Genomic DNA, 18634 nt, shown 5'->3' with positions numbered 1-18634 from the left:
CAGGTGCAGATGATGTAAAACGGATGAAAAATTACAAGTTGTTGTTGCAGATAAAAGCGGAAATATGACACATAAAGAAATTAATAAAAGTGAAATTCCAAAAGATGCAGAACCAGCACAACAACAATCAGCAAAAGATGTAAAAACGGGTGAAAAATTACAAGTTGTTGTTGCAGATAAAAGCGGAAATATGACACATAAAGAAATTGATAAAAGTGAAATTCCGAAAGATGCAGAACCAGCAACTCCTAAAGAAGATGTAAAATAAGATAATCAAATTGAGAGATCTAACAAAATAAGAACTGGGCAAAAATAGCCTGGTTCTTTTTTTATTTTACAGGTTTTTTTAAGAATTAAAGAGTATTAGGGGTCTCGCAACATGGCCATCAAGCTAAGATTTTTAATTACCCCCAAAACGAAAAATTTTTCTCTCTATAGTTATTTATGATAAATTAATCGAATTTCTTTTTTTCAACAGATGATTAATTTTTAAAAATTATACTCAAAGGTTAGGATTTTACAATAACTTTTATGAATGAGTGTTTTTGGCTTTCTACTGTAATAAATCCATGATGAGCTTCGATAATTGATTTTGCTAGTGCTAAGCCAATTCCAATGGAACATTCTTTATTAGAATTTTTTGTTTTGTAAAATCTATCGAATATATATGGAAAATCTTCTGATGCAAAAATAAAGTAAAAGAGAATAAAGCATATATATTCCTAACGGAATCATATCTTATGCTACAAGTTCCAACAATTGATGGACGAATTGGTTTGTCCAATTCAGGGCCATACTGATGAACCCAACGCATAATCATGGTATGAGAAATGATAGCGTCTTTTTTCTTATCTTTCTATGCAATCATAAACCATTTATCTCGAAAAAGTGAGTGGGGAAGAGAACGAATGAAAATCATAACGCGTCAGCTTATTTCAATGATTTTCTTGTCTTTAATTAAATTAGTCTTTATATCTATTCATAGTGTGTACTTTATACTGTCCATTGGCGTTAATTACAACGGTAATATAAAAAAATAAACAAGGGAACAAATGAAACTTGTGTCATGTCTATATATTGAAACCATAATAAAAGTGAGGGGAGTTTTATGTTTATTCAAATAAATTCGAGGTGTGGAAATGGAACAAAAGTTTATTGAAAAATGTAATCATGATGAGCTTGACTATGTTATAAAAGACTATTGGCAAGATGTATGGAATTATTCATTTATTATTACGAAAGATCCACACTTATCAGATGACATCACACAAGATGTCTTTATAAAGGTTTTTAAACATTGGCACTTGTTTCGAAAGGAGTCATCTATTAAAACGTGGATATTAAAAATCACAAGAAATACGGCAATAAACTATTTGAAATCCTCTTATTTTAAAAGGATATCTTTAGTGGGATTTTTTAATGACGATAAGCAATCTCCATCGGCAGAACAAGAATTTTTTAAGCAAGAGGAAATGAATGAAGTGTGGGATGTAGTATTAAAACTACCTAAAAAACACCGTGAAATAATTATATTGGACGCAAAATATGAATTATCTTATGAAGAAATGGCTGAAACATTAGGTGTATCAATTGGAACTGTTAAATCTAGATTAAGCCGAGCGAGAAGTAAAGTTTCAAAATTAATAGGGGGGGGTAGAAGTGATGAACAGTAAAAATAATCCTGACTGGTATAGTAAAATAAAAAACGGCCCAATGGGGCATCGGAAAGATGAAGAAGAATTTATTTATAAAATAAAGCAATCTATATACCAAAATAGTGAAGTAGATTCTATAACATATAAGAAACCATCTCGTAAAAAAGCATTGCCTGTTGTAGTTGTGTTGGTTTGTACAATGTTATTTTTTATTGTTCAACAACCTGGGCTTGATGATAATAAATCACCGGTACAAAGTAGTACACAAATTAAGCTGAAAACAAAAGATGAGTCTGCTCAAGAGCCATCATTAAAACAGTTTATGAATGATTTATCTCGAAGTACAAATTCAAGAAATGAAAATGATTTGTATAAAGCATTAAATGATGAAGTTCTATTTAAAGGGAATAGTTATAAGAAGGATGAATTGAAATTTGATGAAGATTTGTTTCATGAGTTGCAAGTCGCTCTTACAATGGGGGGAGCATTTGCAAATGATACAAAGAAAGTATATAAAGTACCAAGTGGAATGACAGAAAGTAACCAATCAAAGCGAGAACATTTTATATATGTAACTGTTACTGGAAATAAAACGAAAATTTTAGCTGAACCAAAAAGAGAATCACAAGTTTTATATGAAGTATCTAATGAAATGGTAAAAGCTTGGATTCCAGAAAAAGTGCAGAATGATGGATATATAAAAATATCGACATTTAACGGTAATACTGGGTATGTACAAAAAGAGTATGTTTTAACTGATATTAAATATTCATTCGTGTTCGAAAAGGATCATGAAGGTATGTGGAAAATGATGGGTATAGATTCTATATGGTAAAAGAGGAAGGTTCACTTTAATGAACCTTCCTCTTTGTTATTATTTTCTTTTTGAAGCGTATGCCAGGACTCTAAAATTTCTGATGTAACGAGAGCAGCGATGTTTTTTTCTGGATTACTACCAGGAATAACGACAGAAATGGCGATTTGTGGATCTTCGGTAGGAGCATATGCAATGAAAAGCGAATGATTTATCATTCTTTCTTGCTCATTCGGAGAACCTGTACTACCCGTTTTACCTGCGACATGAAAGGGGAAATCTTTAATCTCCTCTATATTTTGACTCATTCCACCATGCACGACACTCCAAATTTCTATAGGATAACGATTTGAACTTTCTAAAATTGGTTTAAACTTTTTTGTTTCCTTACCGTCCTGACTCATAATAGCACTTACGATTTGAGGTTTATATTTATCACCTTTACTTGCCAAAGTTGCTGCATATTGAGCGAGTTGAAGAGGGGTATGCACTTCATTTCCTCCCCAAGAGGCATTTAATAAAGCGGAGATTCCATTTTCAAACTTATTAGATGGATGGAATTCATATTGTCCGTCTTCTTCAAAGGGTAAATCAATCCCGGTTTTAGAACGTAGGCCGAATTGCATTAAATAATCTGTCCATATATTTGCCACTTTTTCTATATTCCCATTATTTTGGTTGAATAAGGGCAGAGCTACTTTTGCTGTCATAAATGTGTTAGATGAATTAATGATAGCCTGCCTTGGTGTAATCTCACCTGTTGGCGTTCCAGGTGCATTCGTAATGTTATTTTGATTATCATACTGAAAAGTACCCTTATCTAAATAAGTATCTTCAGGCTGAAAAAGCTTTTCGTTTAATCCAATTAAAATAGTAAGTGGCTTTATAATAGAGGCTATATTTACATAAGATTCACCATATTTTAATTTTTGAATTGCTTTATTTTGCGAAAGGGATTTAATGTTTTCTTTTTTAGATGATACATGTGTATTTAATATATTTGGATCAAAAACTGCCGAATTGGCCATAGTTAATATTGCGCCAGTTTTTACATCGGTTACTACTGCATAACCAGCATTAGCATCAGGTACTTTCTTAATTTGAGATCTTAGTGCTTCCTCTGTTTTTTGCTGCAATTTCGAGTCTAAAGTTAGCTGGATATCTTTTCCTTTTTGTGCTTTTTGAATGTTCCATAAGAACTTTTTATTATTCATTTTAAAAATCAGAGTTTTTCCGGGTTTTCCTTTTAAATCATTTTCATATTGAAGCTCAATCCCACTTTTCCCAACAGGTCCATACTTAGAATTAAGATCATTTTCTACATACCCAATTAGCTGTGAACCAATTTCGTGTTTAGGATAATATCGAATCCATTCATTTTTAATTATTACATTATTGGGTTTGTTTTTGTTTATGAATGTAAGTTCACTCTCATTTATTTCAGAGTATAACGGTATATCATTCATAGTCTGCTTTTTACAAGATTGTTGTAATTGTGATTTTACGTCCTCTGTAGAAATATCATGTTGAAACTCGTTTGAAAATTGATTGAAAAAAGCTAATGTGTTTGATGTATCTTGATTCGATAGCTTTTCATCATTAGAAGTGCAATATAGAGACTTAACTTGCTTATTTGTAGCTAGTATGACACCATTTTGATCAAAAATTTTTCCTCTTTCAGCTGAAGAAGTTGCGATAGTAATTGAAATGAAGTTGATTTTTACTAAAAGTAGTAAAATCAAACCTACAATAGAAAGAACCGCAAAAAATCTCCGTCTTTTTATATGTAACATATAACCCTCCCTTATGTAGCCTATTTCATCTTATAGTTAATTATTTTTTTTGTAAATGTGGAACAGCTTTATTACTTAGGTTGTCTATTAAGTATTACAGCATGAAGAAAGGAACAATCAGTATGAAAAAAGTACATGTTAATAGCAAGTCTATGTGTAAGTTTAATATGAGTCATTATACAGTTTAGCATTTTTAATGCAGGCGACAAAAAAATAGAGAAAAAACAGGAAGGGAGATTTATCAATTACGCGGCTAAACCAAAAGGAATGGATGCTTACAAGGATTTAACAAAAAAGATAAGACACTATTATAACTGAATAGTGGTTTCTAATATATAGGGAACGCTTTTAGTATATTTATTTACTAAGTATTAGTGAGGATTTCCTGAAGAATTATATGGAGGATTTATGAAAGAACAAAAAGTAAAGAAACAGAAGACATATATATATATTCGATTAAATATAATGTTCCTTTGCATATTTGTACTATTCTCAGCTATTATTATGCAGCTAGGAAAAGTACAAATCGTTGAGGGAGAGGCTTATAAGAACCAAGTGGAAAACAGTCAAAATGAAACAACTAGTATACCAGTTCCACGTGGACAAATTCTAGATCGAGAAGGGAAAACAGTTGTTAATAATAAATCTCTTCGCACAATTACGTATACAAGGGTGAAGGGGATAAAGAGTGAAGATATTTTAAAAACAGCAAAAGACTTGGCGAAAGTACTTGAAATGCCTGAACAAGATATAAATAAATTAACAGATATTGATAAAAAAGATTTTTGGATGCAGTTGAATTCGAAACGTGCGGAGACAAAGATTACTAAGAAAGATATAGAAAAGTTTAAAGAAAAGGGTGTAGAGGGAAAAGAGTTAGATAAAAAAATAGAAGACTTAAGACGAGGTCGTGTTACAGAGGTAGAATTAGCAGAATTAACAGCACAAGATTTAAAGGTGTTAGCTATTAAAAGTAAAATGAGTTCAGGTTATCAACTGACACCACAAATTATAAAAAAAGATGTGACAGATCAAGAATATGCGCGGATAAGTGAAAACCTTGCGGAGTTTCCAGGAGTAGATACAACAGTTGATTGGGAACGTAATTATGTAAATGGTAATTTATTTCGTTCCGTGATAGGTAATATTACAAGTAGTGAAGAAGGACTACCGAAAGAAAACTTAGATTCTTATTTGGTACGTGGATATAACCGTAATGATCGTGTAGGAAAAAGTTATATTGAACAACGATATGAAGATGTATTACACGGCACAAAAGAAGAAGTGAAAAACATTACTGATAAATCAGGAAACATTATAAACACAGAAATAATCTCTAAAGGAAAAAGTGGTAATAGTTTAATATTAACGATTGATATGGAATTACAAAAGAAAGTGGAAGAAAGTATTGAGAAAAATTTGAGAGCTTTTAAGAGTTCAGAGCCACTGTTGGACCGAGCTTTTGTCGTCATGACGAATCCAAATAATGGGCAGATTTTATCTATGGCAGGCAAAAAGATTGTAGAAAAAGAAGGGAAAATAGAGATTGAGGATTTAGCATTAGGTAACATGACAACTTCGTATGAGCTAGGGTCAGCTGTAAAAGGCGCAACGTTATTAACTGGATATGAGACAGGGGCAATACAGCCAGGAGATCAATTTTATGATGCACCGATGAAATTTAAAGGTACACAAGCTAAGAAATCGTGGAATGTATCCGGATTTGGTAATGTAAATGATTTAAGAGCTTTACAAGTATCTTCGAATGTATACATGTTCCAGACAGCTTTACAAATCGCAGGGGTTAATTACGTACCAAATGGTACGTTGGATATTAAACAAGAAGCATTTGATACGATGCGCTATTATTTCAAGCAATTTGGTTTAGGTGTCCCAACAGGTATTGATTTACCGAATGAAATAATTGGACAAACGAGAAAAATAGATAGTCAACCAGGGTTTTTATTAGATTTTTCTATCGGTCAGTATGATACGTATACACCACTGCAATTGGCACAATATATTTCAACTATTGCTAATGGCGGTTATAGAATGCAACCACAAATTGTACAAGAAATACGAGAACAATCAATAAAAGAAGAGGTTGGCAAAGTTATACGCTCCATAGAGCCTGTCGTATTAAATCGAATTGATATGAAGACAGAACATATTGATCGGATAAAAGAAGGGTTTAGATGGGTATTCCAAGAAGGTGATGGAACTGGCGTGAAGTATTTCAAAAATGCTTCATATAAACCAGCAGGAAAGACAGGGACAGCCGAAACTGTATATGGTGGAGATGATCCAATTGGTAGAAATGCAAAAGGAGAACGTATGGAATGTTACAACTTAACATTAGTTGGATATGCTCCATATGATAATCCAGAAGTAGCATTTTCTATAGTAGTCCCGTGGCTTCATGATGATCATAATGGAATTAATTCTATAATTGGAAAGGAAGTTTTAGATGTATACTTTGATTTAAAACAGCAACGTATACATGGTGAAGCTACTAGTACAGATAGTTCGAATCAAAATTAGGAAAATTGGTGCACTTTTCTCAGGGGAAGAGACCCTGTTTATATAAAAGTCTTTATAAGCGAAAAAAAAAGTAAGATTTGAAATAAGAGATAGCAGCTATCATAGTGATATGATCCCCTTATAGTGGGGTTCAGCCGCATGCCCATCAACTTAAGAGATTAATTGTTCCCCTAAATAAAAAAAATGAACTAAATTTTCATGAACAACTATGTAGAGATACAATTTTCGTTTTGGGGATACTCTAAAATATTTGCTTGATAGTGATGTGTGGTGATCCCATTTAGTAAAATAAGCTTATCTCACATCTCTCATTTAAATGTATTATTAACTAGTTTCTTCAAATCTACAAAGGACAACTTATCTGTAATATGTTTTAACTCATTAGGAACTTCAATATGACATATTAATTCTAAACTGTTACCATCTGGTCTTTGAAGTATACTGAAGCATTACCTTGGTGTGGGCGGATAAATGGCTGTCCCATTCTCTATTACCAAATGGGACAGCCTCAACTTGAATAAAATCTAGCCACTTTAAAGATTCTTTTAAATCTTCGTATGAAACTCGAAAAGCAATATGTCGTAAAGAAGGGTGGTATCGAGTTTCATACTCATTTCCTTCCCATAATCCCAACCAACTCTTACCTTTTTCAATCCAAAAGAAAGCAGTGTCTTCATCACGCCAAGCAAGTTTCAATCCTAATTTTCGATAAAATTCAATTGAATTTTTAAAATTACTAACTGGTAAGTGTGCTTCATACAACCCTTTAATCATATGGTTTTCCCCCTTATTTTCTGTTCTTGAATATTAAATATATCAATGTAAAAACAATATTAAATCCACTAATAGTATTAAAATTCTATACATCTTTAGAGGTAATGTAATAGGGGGCACCATACATGCTTATCAGCTCAAAAATATTCACTACATCCAAGTATAAAAAAGCGTTATTCTTTCTAAAAAGCTAGGCAGAAAGGGTGACACTTTTTATGAATTTTTCGATTCAAGATGAATTACAACTATTTTCTGAAGAGCTGTATCGTCATTTAACCCCTTCTATTTTGGAAGAACTCGCAAAAGAATTAGGTTTTGTAAAAAGAAAACGAAAGTTTTCAGGAAATGAATTAGCTACCATATGTATCTGGGTAAGTCAACGTACAGCGAGTGATTCTCTCGTTCGACTATGCAGTCAATTACACGCAGCCACAGGCACTCTTATGAGTCCAGAAGGACTCAATAAACGCTTTAATAAAAAAGCGGTTGAATTTTTGAAATATATTTTTTCTGCATTATGGAAAAGTAAACTTTGTAAAACATCAGCCATTTCAAGTGCAGCACTCACGTATTTTCAACGAATTCGTATTTTAGATGCGACGATTTTCCAAGTACCGAAACATTTAGCTCATGTATATCCTGGATCAGGTGGTTGTGCACAAACAGCAGGTATCAAGATTCAATTAGAGTATGACTTGTTGAGTGGAGAGTTTTCTGATGTGAAAATTGAACCAGGAAAACGAAGTGATCAGGCATATGGGGCGACTCGAATGGACATGACACAAAAGAATGAACTATATATTCGTGACTTAGGGTATTTTCGTTTACAAGACTTTAAATCGATCCAAGATAAGGAAGGGTATTATTTATTGCGTCTTAAATTACCAACTAAAATATATAGAAAAGAATTCGAAACAGTGGCATTTAAAACAAAACCTGCTCAATTGAGACCGGTATATATACAAATTCATTTGGAAGACATCATGAACCAATTACAACCTGGCCAAGTGTATGAATTACATGATGTATATGTAGGGAGCAAAGACAAACTACCCACTCGCATTGTGGTTTATAGGTGTACATAGGAGCAAAAACAGAAACGTCTACATAATCGAGCTATTCGTGAAAAGAAAAAAGGGATTACATATACAGAGCGTACGAAACTTTTACAAGGAATTACGGTATATATGATAAACATTCCTACGGAATGGGTACCGAAAGAGAAAATCTATGATTTATATTCACTGCGTTGGCAAATTGAGCTGTTATTTAAAATATGGAAATCTTGGTTTCGAATTCATCGTTGTAAATCTATTAAACAAGAGCGATTAGAATGCCACCTTTATGGACAACTCATTAGTATCCTATTATGTTCTTCTACTATGTTTAAAATGAGAGAACTCCTGTTACGTAAGAAACAGAAAGAACTAAGTGAATATAAAGCGATGTACATAATTAAAGATTATTTCTTACTTTTTCATCAAGCACTACATAAAAACACCCAAGAATTATCAAAGATTCTCCTTCGTCTGTTTAACCTCCTACAGCGAAACGGACGAAAATCTCACAGATATGAGAAAAAAACAGTCTTTGATATTTTAGGTGTTCTGTATGAGTATACCACTTCTGCCCATCAGGTAGCATAGCGAAAAATTTGAAACCCGTCAGGGTTTATTTGATGTGCCTACTTTTATAACATCTATAAAAGATAATAAAAACTACGTGGAAAGACCGCATTTTGTATAAAAATATACGTTAAGTTGATGGATGTGGGGGAGCACCACATTCCCATCAAGCTAAGAAAAGAGATTAACCCAAAACAAAAAAACTTCGCATAATATGTGAGAAAAAAGAGAGATAAAGGTATTTTAACCTTATCTCTCTTTTTCTATATTAAGGTATTTCTGGTAAGGAGTTGATTAGTTATTGCTATTTATAAGAACGTGAAGAAGTGTTGATATGGGTTGGAACTGTGGTAAAGGTTGAAGAGGGAATCCAAGGATATATCAGGGATGTGCATGATGATTTGGCGCAGGGTTATTAATCCATCTTCTACGAAATCGTGGGATTATATAAGAATTTATTATCCTGGAGATTTTAAAATAAAACCTACCTAATTATAGGAGTAATTTGAACGTAAGGAAATTGTAAGAAATGCATAAGAAAAAAGAAATTTTTATTATGTAGGATACAAATATAGAGAAGCACAAAAGAGGGAGGATAAATAGGATTTATTTATACGAAAACCAAACTAGTAATAAGCGCATTCTAAAAAAAAAAATTATTTATGTTACTAACATCCATGTGAATAAGAGAGGTTTTACCGTTTGTTACGACAGAATGGTGCTTGTAAAAATAATCAATATGAAGATGATTTCTGTTTAATTAGTAAGAAATAATATACAACCGCCGATACTATATGAATAGAGGGGAAGAGTGTCTTATCAAAATATATAATTAACTCCCATTTGCAGATTTAGCACTTTTCATTGCCGGAACTCTTTATTATACCTAACACCAACCGCAATGATAAAAACAGGTTCCACTCAAAATATACTTAGTTCATTACAAATAAGTACTCAACGAGATCGTACCTCTGTCGAACAAGTAATGCGAGATACATTGCAACTTGGATACCCAGGGATACTCGCTAAAATTTCCGAGGGTAGAAAAATGTGGGGTATGCAGCTGGTGTAGCGGATATAAGAACTAAGAAACCCATGAAAACAGATTTTTGCTTTTGTATTGGAAGTGTAACGACTTAAACAAATTATTTTCTTATTTGCTTAGTGGCAAATTACAGAAAGAACAGCAACTAAAAAAATACTGACCACAGTTCCTACAGGAAAGGGAGGAATCAATGGATATGGTCTAGGAATCTATGAAATTATACTTCCTAACAGTGTCACGATATGGGGACATACAGGTGTATCCCAGGATTTGATACTTTTGCTGGAGGTAGGCATATGTTGACCGTCAATTTGAACAGTATGGGTAGAGCCGAGAATCCTGGTCTTTTTAAAAGTATTTTACTTGTTGAATTTAGACAGTAGGGATAAAGGCGGAATAGTAGTTTATGTGATGTTTGTAATTGTACAAATAAAAGATGAAATCGATCATTTATCTAAGGAGGCATTTTTCTTATGGAAAATAAATTATCTGGGGTGTTAGCCGCTACCTTGGCTCTAACGATGAGCCTACCAACGGGAGCGCTAGCGTCTTCTAGCAGTAAGACTCCGGTTGTAGCTAGCCAAGAAGTTGCTAGTAAAGAATTGGAGAAGATTGCTGCAGAGGACACCGCACTGCTCATGAAGTCCTATGAGACGACTAGCGTGCAGTATGCGCTGATTGATAATGGTAAACTTATTTTGTCGGGGCAGACAGGAAAGAACGACATAGAAGGGAAAGAACCACTAACCAAAGATACTCTATACGGAATTGGTTCAACCAGTAAAGTATATACGGCTGCGGCTGTTATGAAACTAGTAGACGAAGGCAAAGTTGATTTGGATGCTCCTGTTGCCCGCTATATTCCTGATTTCAAAATGAAAGATAAACGATATAAGCGTATTACAACGCGTATGCTGTTGAATCACTCCTCGGGTTTGCAAGGTTCGACGTTCAATAATGCATTTTTATTTAAAGGTAATGATGCTTATGCCCATGATATCTTGTTGCAACAATTGTCCAACCAAAACTTGAAGGCAGACCCTGGCGCGTTCTCAGTATACTGTAATGACGGTTTTACACTGGCTGAGATCTTGGTAGAAAGAGTCAGTGGTATGAGTTTTACCGAATTTCTACATCAAAAGTTTACAGAGCCATTAGAACTGAATCATACGATAACATCGCAAGACAAATGGGAAGACGAAAAGCGGGCTGGACTGTATTCTCCGACATACGAGGGACAGCTTCCAAGTGAAATGGTGAATGTGATTGGTACGGGAGGAATCTCTTCTACTGCAGAAGATGTGGTGCGATTCTCACAAATATTTATGGGACAGGGAAAAGAAATTCTCTCTAATAAAGCAGTCAAGGCGATGGAACAAGAAGAATATAAAAAAGGAATGTGGCCGGGAGATAGCGGAAATGTGTTCAACTATGGTCTTGGCTGGGATAGTGTGAAACTATACCCATTCAGTGAATATGGGATAAAAGCGTTGACTAAGGGTGGAGATACGATACTGCAACATGCTACATTGGTCGTACTTCCAGAACAGAAGATGTCAGCGGCTGTATTGTCCTCCGGCGGCACCAGCATGACAAATCAACTGTTGGCAAACAAATTACTGCTAGCCAGGCTTAAAGAGAAAGGGACAATTAAGGATATAAAACCAGATAAATCCTTCGGCAAGCCAGTCAAGGCTAAAGTGCCCCAAGACGTGGTAAAAAAAGCAGGATTTTATGGAAATAGCTACAGCGATTTCAAAATAGAAATTACGAAGAAGGGAGAACTGTTTTTACCAACTAAACCGGAAGAAAAATATGTATATACGGCGGATGGAAGCTTTATAAATGATAAGGGTACTTCCAAGCTTAACTTCGTCACTGAGAAGAATGGAAAAGTTTATTTGAAAGAGAGCATATATGAATTATCACCGGGATTGGGGCAAAATGTGTTGACTCACTATTTAGCCCAGAAATTAGAAAACAATGTGTTACCGAAGAAAACAGCTGCTACATGGGCGAAACGTGAGGGTGGCAAGTTCTACCTCGTTAACGAAAAATTTAATTCTATGAACTATCTAGGACAACTAATGCCTCTTAACACACAAATTACGATCAAGGATGGGTATTGGGACGGCAAAAAAATTACAGGTCCAAATTCGGCGATGCATCAAATTCAGATTCCCGTGATGAATGGGCGGGATACGAAGGAAGCTCATTTCTATACAGAGAATGGCAATGAATATATGGAGATGGCCAGCTTTTTATACGTCAGTGAATCTAACGTGAAATCCCTTGATGCAGGTCAATTATCGAAAGTTGCACTGCAAGAAAATGGGCATGCCAAATGGTTTACGATTCCGCAAACGGCAGTAGGGAAAACAATGACTGTGGAGTTGCCATCAGGAAGTTCATTCGCGGTGTATAATGAAAATGGAGTATGCGTCAATTTTACCGTTGTTAGTGACAATAACAAAGTGAAACTACCAGAGAACGGAACGGTTGTATTTACTGGCGCACCGAACTCAGAATTTACAGTCGCATTGAACTAGCTACAACTCGGGGTAGACTTTAATAAAACAGTACCACTTTTAAAAGATATTTTATCATTTTAGCCAAGAAGACTCCTTCCTCAAGGAATGCGAAGTGAGTAGGTGGGAGATGAATTGGCTTCGGACAAGAGATGGCAGGAAGCCATCTTAATTGTTCGACATACATAAACTGTTACTTTACTATCTATCGAATGTATGTTTGTTGTATAATAGACACATGCCGAAATGGAGGTGAAGTGAATGATGATTAATAAAGCATATAAATTTCGTATCTATCCAAATCAAGCACAAACAACCCTAATTAATAAAACTATTGGCTGTTCTCGTTTTGTATTCAATCATTTCCTATCTCTATGGGATAACGCATACAAAGAGACGGGGAAAGGTTTGACATATAGTACATGCTCTGCCAAACTTCCTGCCATGAAGAAAGAGTTTGTTTGGCTCAAAGAAGTGGATAGTATTGCGATTCAGTCGTCTGTTCGCAACCTTGCGGATGCGTATACACGCTTTTTCAAAAAACAAACGAGTGCCCCGCGTTTCAAATCTAAGAAAAACAACGTACAATCTTACACCACAAAACAAACAAATGAAAACATTGCCATTGTAGGAAAAAAGATAAAGTTGCCGAAACTAGGTCTTGTTCGATTTGCCAAGAGTCGTGAAGTAAAGGGACGTATTTTAAATGCTACGGTTAGAAGGAACCCTTCCGGCAGATACTTTGTGTCATTGTTAGTTGAAGCAGAAGTGGAAGAACTTCAGAAAACACAATCTTACATTGGAATGGATGTAGGACTAAAAGATTTCGCCATTTTGTCAGATGGAACAACCTATAAAAATCCGAAGTTTTTTCGGTCATTAGAAGAGAAGTTGGCGAAAGCACAGCGTGTTCTTTCTAGAAGAATGAAAGGATCTTCTAGCTGGAATAAACAGCGAGTAAAAGTGGCTAGAATTCATGAATACATGGCAAATGCTAGAAAAGATTACTTGGACAAAATCTCAACTGAAATCATCAAAAACCACGATGTTATCGGTATAGAGGATTTGCAAGTATCGAATATGTTAAAGAATCATAAGTTAGCAAAAGCCATTAGTGAAGTATCATGGTCGCAATTTCGATCCATGTTAGAATACAAAGCAAAATGGTATGGCAAACAAGTCATTGTTGTGTCGAAAACATTTGCTTCAAGCCAATTATGTTCTTGTTGTGGATATCGAAACAAAGACGTTAAAAATCTCAACCTACGTAAATGGGACTGCCCTTCTTGTCTTACACACCATGATAGGGATATTAACGCAAGTATTAATCTAAAGAATGAAGCGATAAGGCTTCTAACCGCAAGGACTGTGGAGCTAGCCTAATAAATTAGAGTTCGATAGAACTCTTTACTTAGGAATCCCCCTCTTCTAAACGAAGTGAAAGTGGGGGTAGTTCAATTGTATCGTAAGTATTCCCTTTAATGATAATACACTTAACTTCTTAACTTAATAGCAACGGGCTAGCACCACATGCCCATCAAGCTAGAAAAAACAAATACTCCCAAAATAGTAAAATTGACATCCCTAGAGTAAAAATGTAAAAAATTATTGTTTAGGGAGCAGGATAAAACCTTAGCTTGATAGTGATGGGGTAGCACCACATCGCTATCAAGCTAATAAATCAAGTCACCCCAAAAACGAAAAAAGTGAGTTGAATTCTCATAAATAACTGTAAAATAATAAAATTATCGTTTGGGGACAATTCAAAACCCTAGTTTAATGCAACGGATTGAATTTCATAGGGGAATGAAAATTAATTAAAATAAATCAGAAAACATCATACTTATATATGTCATTTTGTTAGTATATAAAAGTACAGCAATTACAACCATTAATACTCCTCCTATTTGCATGAAAACAGATGAATATCTAGTTATAAATCGAGTCTTCCCAATGAAAAAAGCCATTAATAAAAAAGGGATTGAAAAACCTAATGAATAAGCTGTCACATTTATAAATGTTTTCGTTGGATCCATAACACTAGCATACATTATAGAACCAAATATAGGACCAATACATGGAGTCCATCCTGCAGAGAAAATTAAACCAATAATGAAAGAATTAAATACACTTACATCCCTAGTTTTTAACCCGAATCTATGTTCTTGTAACGTGAATTTTGGTTTGACTATACCTAATAAAAACAATCCCATAAACCCAATAAATATAGCTCCTAACATTCTAATCAAATCTTTATAATTAATAAATATTTTACCAACCCAACTTGCTGAAAAACCAAGTACATAAAAATAAACTAGCATGAACAAGTACCTTTTTATTCATGGAGGTATTGTATTCGGGGGGGAATGTGTCCAATCTTTAATTTGAAATGTTTGGTCATGGAGCAGGGCATAGAGATGAAGCTATAGAACAAGAGCAGGGTGTACACGAAAAATTCAGTAGAGACACAAGCAAAAGAGCAGAGAATTACAGTGTTTTTTTGAAAAGGCAGCTCTCTGAACTTTAAATTGAAAAAATATATTCCTTTGGGTTTTCATATGGTGATGTAGATCAGGTTTATTTAATAAAATTATTCGAAAGTCTCAGAGATACTAGTGGTATTACTTGGTTCTTTAACAGTTATGATAAAGAACGTGAAGAAGAATGTAAGGATATACTAGAAAAATACGGATTCAATGGGGGATATGCTCGATGCAGTGTTAAATCATAACACAAAATTATAATTCCACATACCTTACTGAAAATTAATTTTAGTGATTGACACAATAATCTCAAGAGTGCTACGTTCTAAGTGTTAAAGTAATAAGAGGTTTATTATTTAGATGAAACATATATGCGAAAAGGTACTGGAATACGTTTAGACACATTCTTAATACAAAATAATCGATTCCCTGTACCGATTGAGGAATCGGTTATTTATTTTAATTAGATGCTATTATCTAGTGGGCTACTTTTTTCATCTTTTCACCAAAAGGGCCTTCAAACAGAAAAGCAACTTGTAATAAATATGTTATTTTTAATCACTCCTATTTTTAATGTAAAGTTCAAAAAGAATGTCTTTAATTTGTTAGCTACCAGAGAAAAGCTTCCTTTGTACAAAAAATTTCACCGTATTTTTTGTACAAAAACCTCATATATTTAAGCATAATTTATTGGGAGGTTGATTATAAGTATGTATTTAAAAATACAAGAAAGAGCGAAGCGTATAAATGAATTGACTAAGCATCAAAAGAAACTAGAGCGAGAAAAAAATATATTAAAAAGTGAGTTTTATAGATTGCTGAAAGAAAATACAAAGATACTCACGAAGAGATAAGAACATTGGATGATTAGTCCCAATTTAAATTTTTAGTCAACTGAAGAAATATGGAAATTGTTTAATTTCAGTGATTGGTTAGCTATAAGTATTTTTGATACTATATTTATTCGTAAATTTGACACAGCCTTTTATGATATATACATGTTATACTTAATTGCATAGTAAATAAATTGTATCCCAGTACATTACTTACTATTACTAGTACCCAAATAACTTAATATGATACGGTAAAAAGCCTCTTTTCAACGAGAAAAGAGGCTTTTTTTCATTACTATTTAGTTAATTATATACTATGAATTAAAAAGAAAACTTTATATTAATTTAGTGAATTTTAAAGTCATAACTGCATTAAATACCTCTAAGAATCATAATGTTTACGAGAAAGTTAGCACTGGTTTAAAAAAAGCGTAGTTTAAAAATATATTAATTTATATTTCTTTCATAGAGTTAAGATAAGGATCATATATTATAACAACATGTTACATTGAAAGGGTGAATATATGATTTCATCGTATTCGGTAAGTTATATTTTAGTCACGGGTAATACTGCTATAAAAAAGGTAGCTAGAGTTCATGCTTCCTCAGAAGTTTTTGCTGTTAATAAGATTAAAAGCGAATTAGAACGTAGGTTTTCACATCCAACAAAAATTGAAGTTTATCCAGTTTAATAAGAGCGGTATAAAAAGGGGAATCACTCTTTGTCTTCTTATTAATTCATGTATAATTATTATGGATAAAAACTCAAATTCTTTAATTAAATTTCCCGCTACATTATCTTAAAAAAGAGCCCCTTTATTTTATTCCCATCAAGTTAATACTTGGAGGTATCCATAAAACAAAAATTTTATCACTAAAATCATTATTTATCAGAAGTCAGTTTATGTTCTTGTCTTTTGGAAAAAATATTTTTTTGAATGATGGGTGTGGGGTCACCGCCAGCATTTCGGAAAAAAAGTAATAAAAAGCTAATTCTATTTAAATCATAGATAGAATTAGCTTTTATATAAAGTGCTTCACTACACTACGTTTAATAAATTCATGTTTGATTATCAAACACATTTAATTCTTAAATAGATCTACGTTTGCTCACTAATTAAAAAACATAGAGTTACATCATTTTGTTAAATAAAATTAGTACCCTTATTTAGAGAAGTCTTGAATATTTTCGTAAGCAATTAGTACCCTTTTACTTTCTGCCACTCAAAATCATTGCATTTCCTAATACTTTTTTATTCAATAAGAGCTTTGGTAATTTCATTTCTTCAGCAAGCTTGTAGCTATTCAATTTAGAGATATTGAGTTTCTCTAGGTCATTTAAGAGCTCTTCTGTATCCCAAAATATTTTTTCATCCATAAATAAATCTAAGAAGACAAATTCGCCACCAGGTTTTAATACCCTTAAAGCCTCTTCAATTACTTCTATTTTATTTTTCGTATCTTTCACTTCATGAAATGTTAGGCAACTTACAACTATATCAAATTCATTATCCTGCAAAGGGAGATCGGCGGCACTTGCTTTTAGAAAATCAATCCTACCAGACACACCTTCTATTTCAGCATTCTGTTGGCATTGATCTCGTGAGTATTCCCAATTCTTCCCCCAATAATCAATTCCAGTTAAAAAGGATTTAGGAAAAGCTTTTGCAAGCTTAATAATCAATGCCCCACTACCTGTTCCTATATCTAATATTTTTCCTTTTCCATCCCAATTCACTTTTTTAACAATTAAATCATGTATTTTTGATTGGTAATCCTCTCCGAATGCTGCGAATTGGTAAGTAGAATAGGAAAGTATAAACGTTATATAAATAAAAGGTATCGCTATAACCCCTGATAGGATTCGCAGATAGAAAGTAATAGGCAATAATGTTATAAATAGAAGAATTATTGAACTTATCAAAAATACAATCAGTTTTTTCATTCGAATCCAAGTTTGATATTTAGTTTTTTTTCTCATTAGCACCATTCCTGTATATTTTTCACATATGGATTTATTCGTTATAAGATACTTTTATCTATCCCCTCCAATAAGATTATTTTTTGCTACTAACAAATAATAGGTTATAGGTTTTTAAACAATCCTTAAGTCGCTGCAATTCATTTTCATAGCTCCATATGTCATGCTCCAATATTTTTTCCAAAAGAAATTTTTCTCGGTCACTAGGGGCATATTTAAAATAAACCATATGTTGTCCGGACTTGATTTCTTCTAATTTTATTACTCTTTTCATAATATAGTATTCATTATTATGAATACTATCATCAAGTTTCAGATTTTCCAAAAAAGAAAATTATGGTTTTGGGGGTTACTACAAAGTTTTAGATTGACAAGTATGTATGATAATCCCATGTCGATTGCATCCACTTTCCAAGAAACGCTCGTTGGTTTCAAGTTTTCGTAGCAACAGAACCTTTAATTTCTAATGGTTCCAGTATCTTTTATTTTGACATGTGTCTTTACATTTATTTTAGCCTCTGCTAACGCTTGCAACCAATCTTCTTTTACTTTTTTCCACTCT

At 33.4% G+C, this 18634-nt stretch carries 11 protein-coding genes and 4 pseudogenes; 8 read left to right on the top strand and 7 right to left on the bottom strand.

The window, feature by feature from the left end; genetic code table 11:
- Positions 1-64: 64 nt before the first annotated feature.
- Positions 65-268: a hypothetical protein gene (locus ILT06_RS31515; RefSeq protein WP_222655955.1), complete on the top strand. Its 204-nt coding sequence runs from the start codon at positions 65-67 to the stop codon at positions 266-268.
- Between the two features lie 241 nt (positions 269-509).
- On the opposite strand, the gene ILT06_RS32985 is transcribed toward ILT06_RS31515, so the two are convergent.
- Positions 510-692 (bottom strand): ATP-binding protein, encoded by a 183-nt coding sequence (locus tag ILT06_RS32985; protein ID WP_374453918.1) that lies wholly within the window; start codon positions 690-692, stop codon positions 510-512.
- Between the two features lie 56 nt (positions 693-748).
- Positions 749-832, bottom strand: a pseudogene (locus ILT06_RS33235) (IS6 family transposase); the annotation flags it as partial.
- A 307-nt stretch (positions 833-1139) separates the two neighbouring features.
- Between ILT06_RS33235 and ILT06_RS31510 the strand changes: the two are divergent.
- Entirely contained in the window at positions 1140-1673 is a 534-nt protein-coding gene (locus tag ILT06_RS31510; protein ID WP_222655953.1) for an RNA polymerase sigma factor, read from the top strand.
- On the top strand, positions 1663-2490 hold the full coding sequence (locus ILT06_RS31505) for an SH3 domain-containing protein (RefSeq protein ID WP_222655952.1): 828 nt from the start codon (positions 1663-1665) through the stop codon (positions 2488-2490). Before ILT06_RS31510 ends, ILT06_RS31505 begins: the two co-directional genes overlap by 11 nt.
- A gap of 11 nt (positions 2491-2501) precedes the next feature.
- On the opposite strand, the gene ILT06_RS31500 is transcribed toward ILT06_RS31505, so the two are convergent.
- Positions 2502-4262 carry a peptidoglycan D,D-transpeptidase FtsI family protein gene (locus ILT06_RS31500; protein ID WP_222655951.1) on the bottom strand — a complete coding sequence of 587 codons (1761 nt, stop codon included), beginning with the start codon at positions 4260-4262 and terminating at the stop codon, positions 2502-2504.
- 408 nt (positions 4263-4670) lie between these two features.
- Here ILT06_RS31500 and ILT06_RS31495 point away from each other — a divergent pair, with 408 nt between their 5' ends.
- Positions 4671-6803 (top strand): peptidoglycan D,D-transpeptidase FtsI family protein, encoded by a 2133-nt coding sequence (locus tag ILT06_RS31495; protein ID WP_222655950.1) that lies wholly within the window; start codon positions 4671-4673, stop codon positions 6801-6803.
- A 308-nt stretch (positions 6804-7111) separates the two neighbouring features.
- On the opposite strand, the pseudogene ILT06_RS31490 reads toward ILT06_RS31495, so the two are convergent.
- Positions 7112-7577: pseudogene (locus ILT06_RS31490) on the bottom strand (VOC family protein).
- Positions 7578-7792: 215 nt separating this feature from the next.
- Between ILT06_RS31490 and ILT06_RS31485 the strand changes: the two are divergent.
- The 4 genes and pseudogenes from ILT06_RS31485 (at position 7793) to tnpB (ending at position 14158) form a co-directional block, all read left to right on the top strand.
- A pseudogene (locus tag ILT06_RS31485) lies at positions 7793-9223 on the top strand (IS4 family transposase).
- 842 nt (positions 9224-10065) lie between these two features.
- Positions 10066-10630 (top strand): annotated as a pseudogene (locus ILT06_RS31480) (hypothetical protein).
- A 90-nt stretch (positions 10631-10720) separates the two neighbouring features.
- On the top strand, positions 10721-12796 hold the full coding sequence (locus ILT06_RS31475; RefSeq protein WP_222655949.1) for a serine hydrolase domain-containing protein: 2076 nt from the start codon (positions 10721-10723) through the stop codon (positions 12794-12796).
- Positions 12797-13036: 240 nt separating this feature from the next.
- Positions 13037-14158, top strand: a complete 1122-nt coding sequence (tnpB, locus tag ILT06_RS31470) for an IS200/IS605 family element RNA-guided endonuclease TnpB (protein ID WP_222655948.1) — start codon at positions 13037-13039, stop codon at positions 14156-14158.
- A gap of 434 nt (positions 14159-14592) precedes the next feature.
- Here tnpB and ILT06_RS31465 read toward each other — a convergent pair whose 3' ends face one another.
- The 3 genes from ILT06_RS31465 to ILT06_RS31455 form a co-directional block, all read right to left on the bottom strand.
- Positions 14593-15096, bottom strand: a complete 504-nt coding sequence (locus ILT06_RS31465) for a cytochrome c biogenesis CcdA family protein (RefSeq protein WP_222655947.1) — start codon at positions 15094-15096, stop codon at positions 14593-14595.
- Positions 15097-17301: 2205 nt separating this feature from the next.
- A complete protein-coding gene (locus ILT06_RS31460; RefSeq protein ID WP_222655946.1) occupies positions 17302-18072 on the bottom strand; it encodes a class I SAM-dependent methyltransferase in 771 nt (256 codons plus the stop codon).
- 456 nt (positions 18073-18528) lie between these two features.
- A partial coding sequence (locus ILT06_RS31455; RefSeq protein ID WP_222655954.1) for a Ger(x)C family spore germination C-terminal domain-containing protein occupies positions 18529-18634 on the bottom strand: 106 nt, incomplete at its 5' end.

The organism is Bacillus sp. 17RED48 (genome assembly GCF_019837545.1).
Classification (GTDB): Bacteria; Bacillota; Bacilli; order Bacillales; family Bacillaceae_G; genus Bacillus_A; species Bacillus_A wiedmannii.
The sequence above is the reverse complement of the archived record's forward strand: the minus strand, read 5'-3'. Positions and strand labels throughout refer to the sequence as shown.

Bases quoted from the DNA above. Each gene is read 5' to 3' on its own strand.
- ILT06_RS31460 (WP_222655946.1), bottom strand. From the start codon at position 18,072: ATGAGAAAAAAAACTAAATATCAAACTTGGATTCGAATGAAAAAACTG.
- ILT06_RS31505 (WP_222655952.1), top strand. From the start codon at position 1,663: ATGAACAGTAAAAATAATCCTGACTGGTATAGTAAAATAAAAAACGGC.
- ILT06_RS31495 (WP_222655950.1), top strand. From the start codon at position 4,671: ATGAAAGAACAAAAAGTAAAGAAACAGAAGACATATATATATATTCGA.
- ILT06_RS31475 (WP_222655949.1), top strand. From the start codon at position 10,721: ATGGAAAATAAATTATCTGGGGTGTTAGCCGCTACCTTGGCTCTAACG.
- ILT06_RS31500 (WP_222655951.1), bottom strand. From the start codon at position 4,262: ATGTTACATATAAAAAGACGGAGATTTTTTGCGGTTCTTTCTATTGTA.
- ILT06_RS31510 (WP_222655953.1), top strand. From the start codon at position 1,140: ATGGAACAAAAGTTTATTGAAAAATGTAATCATGATGAGCTTGACTAT.
- ILT06_RS31465 (WP_222655947.1), bottom strand. From the start codon at position 15,096: ATGCTAGTTTATTTTTATGTACTTGGTTTTTCAGCAAGTTGGGTTGGT.
- ILT06_RS31515 (WP_222655955.1), top strand. From the start codon at position 65: ATGACACATAAAGAAATTAATAAAAGTGAAATTCCAAAAGATGCAGAA.
- tnpB (WP_222655948.1), top strand. From the start codon at position 13,037: ATGATGATTAATAAAGCATATAAATTTCGTATCTATCCAAATCAAGCA.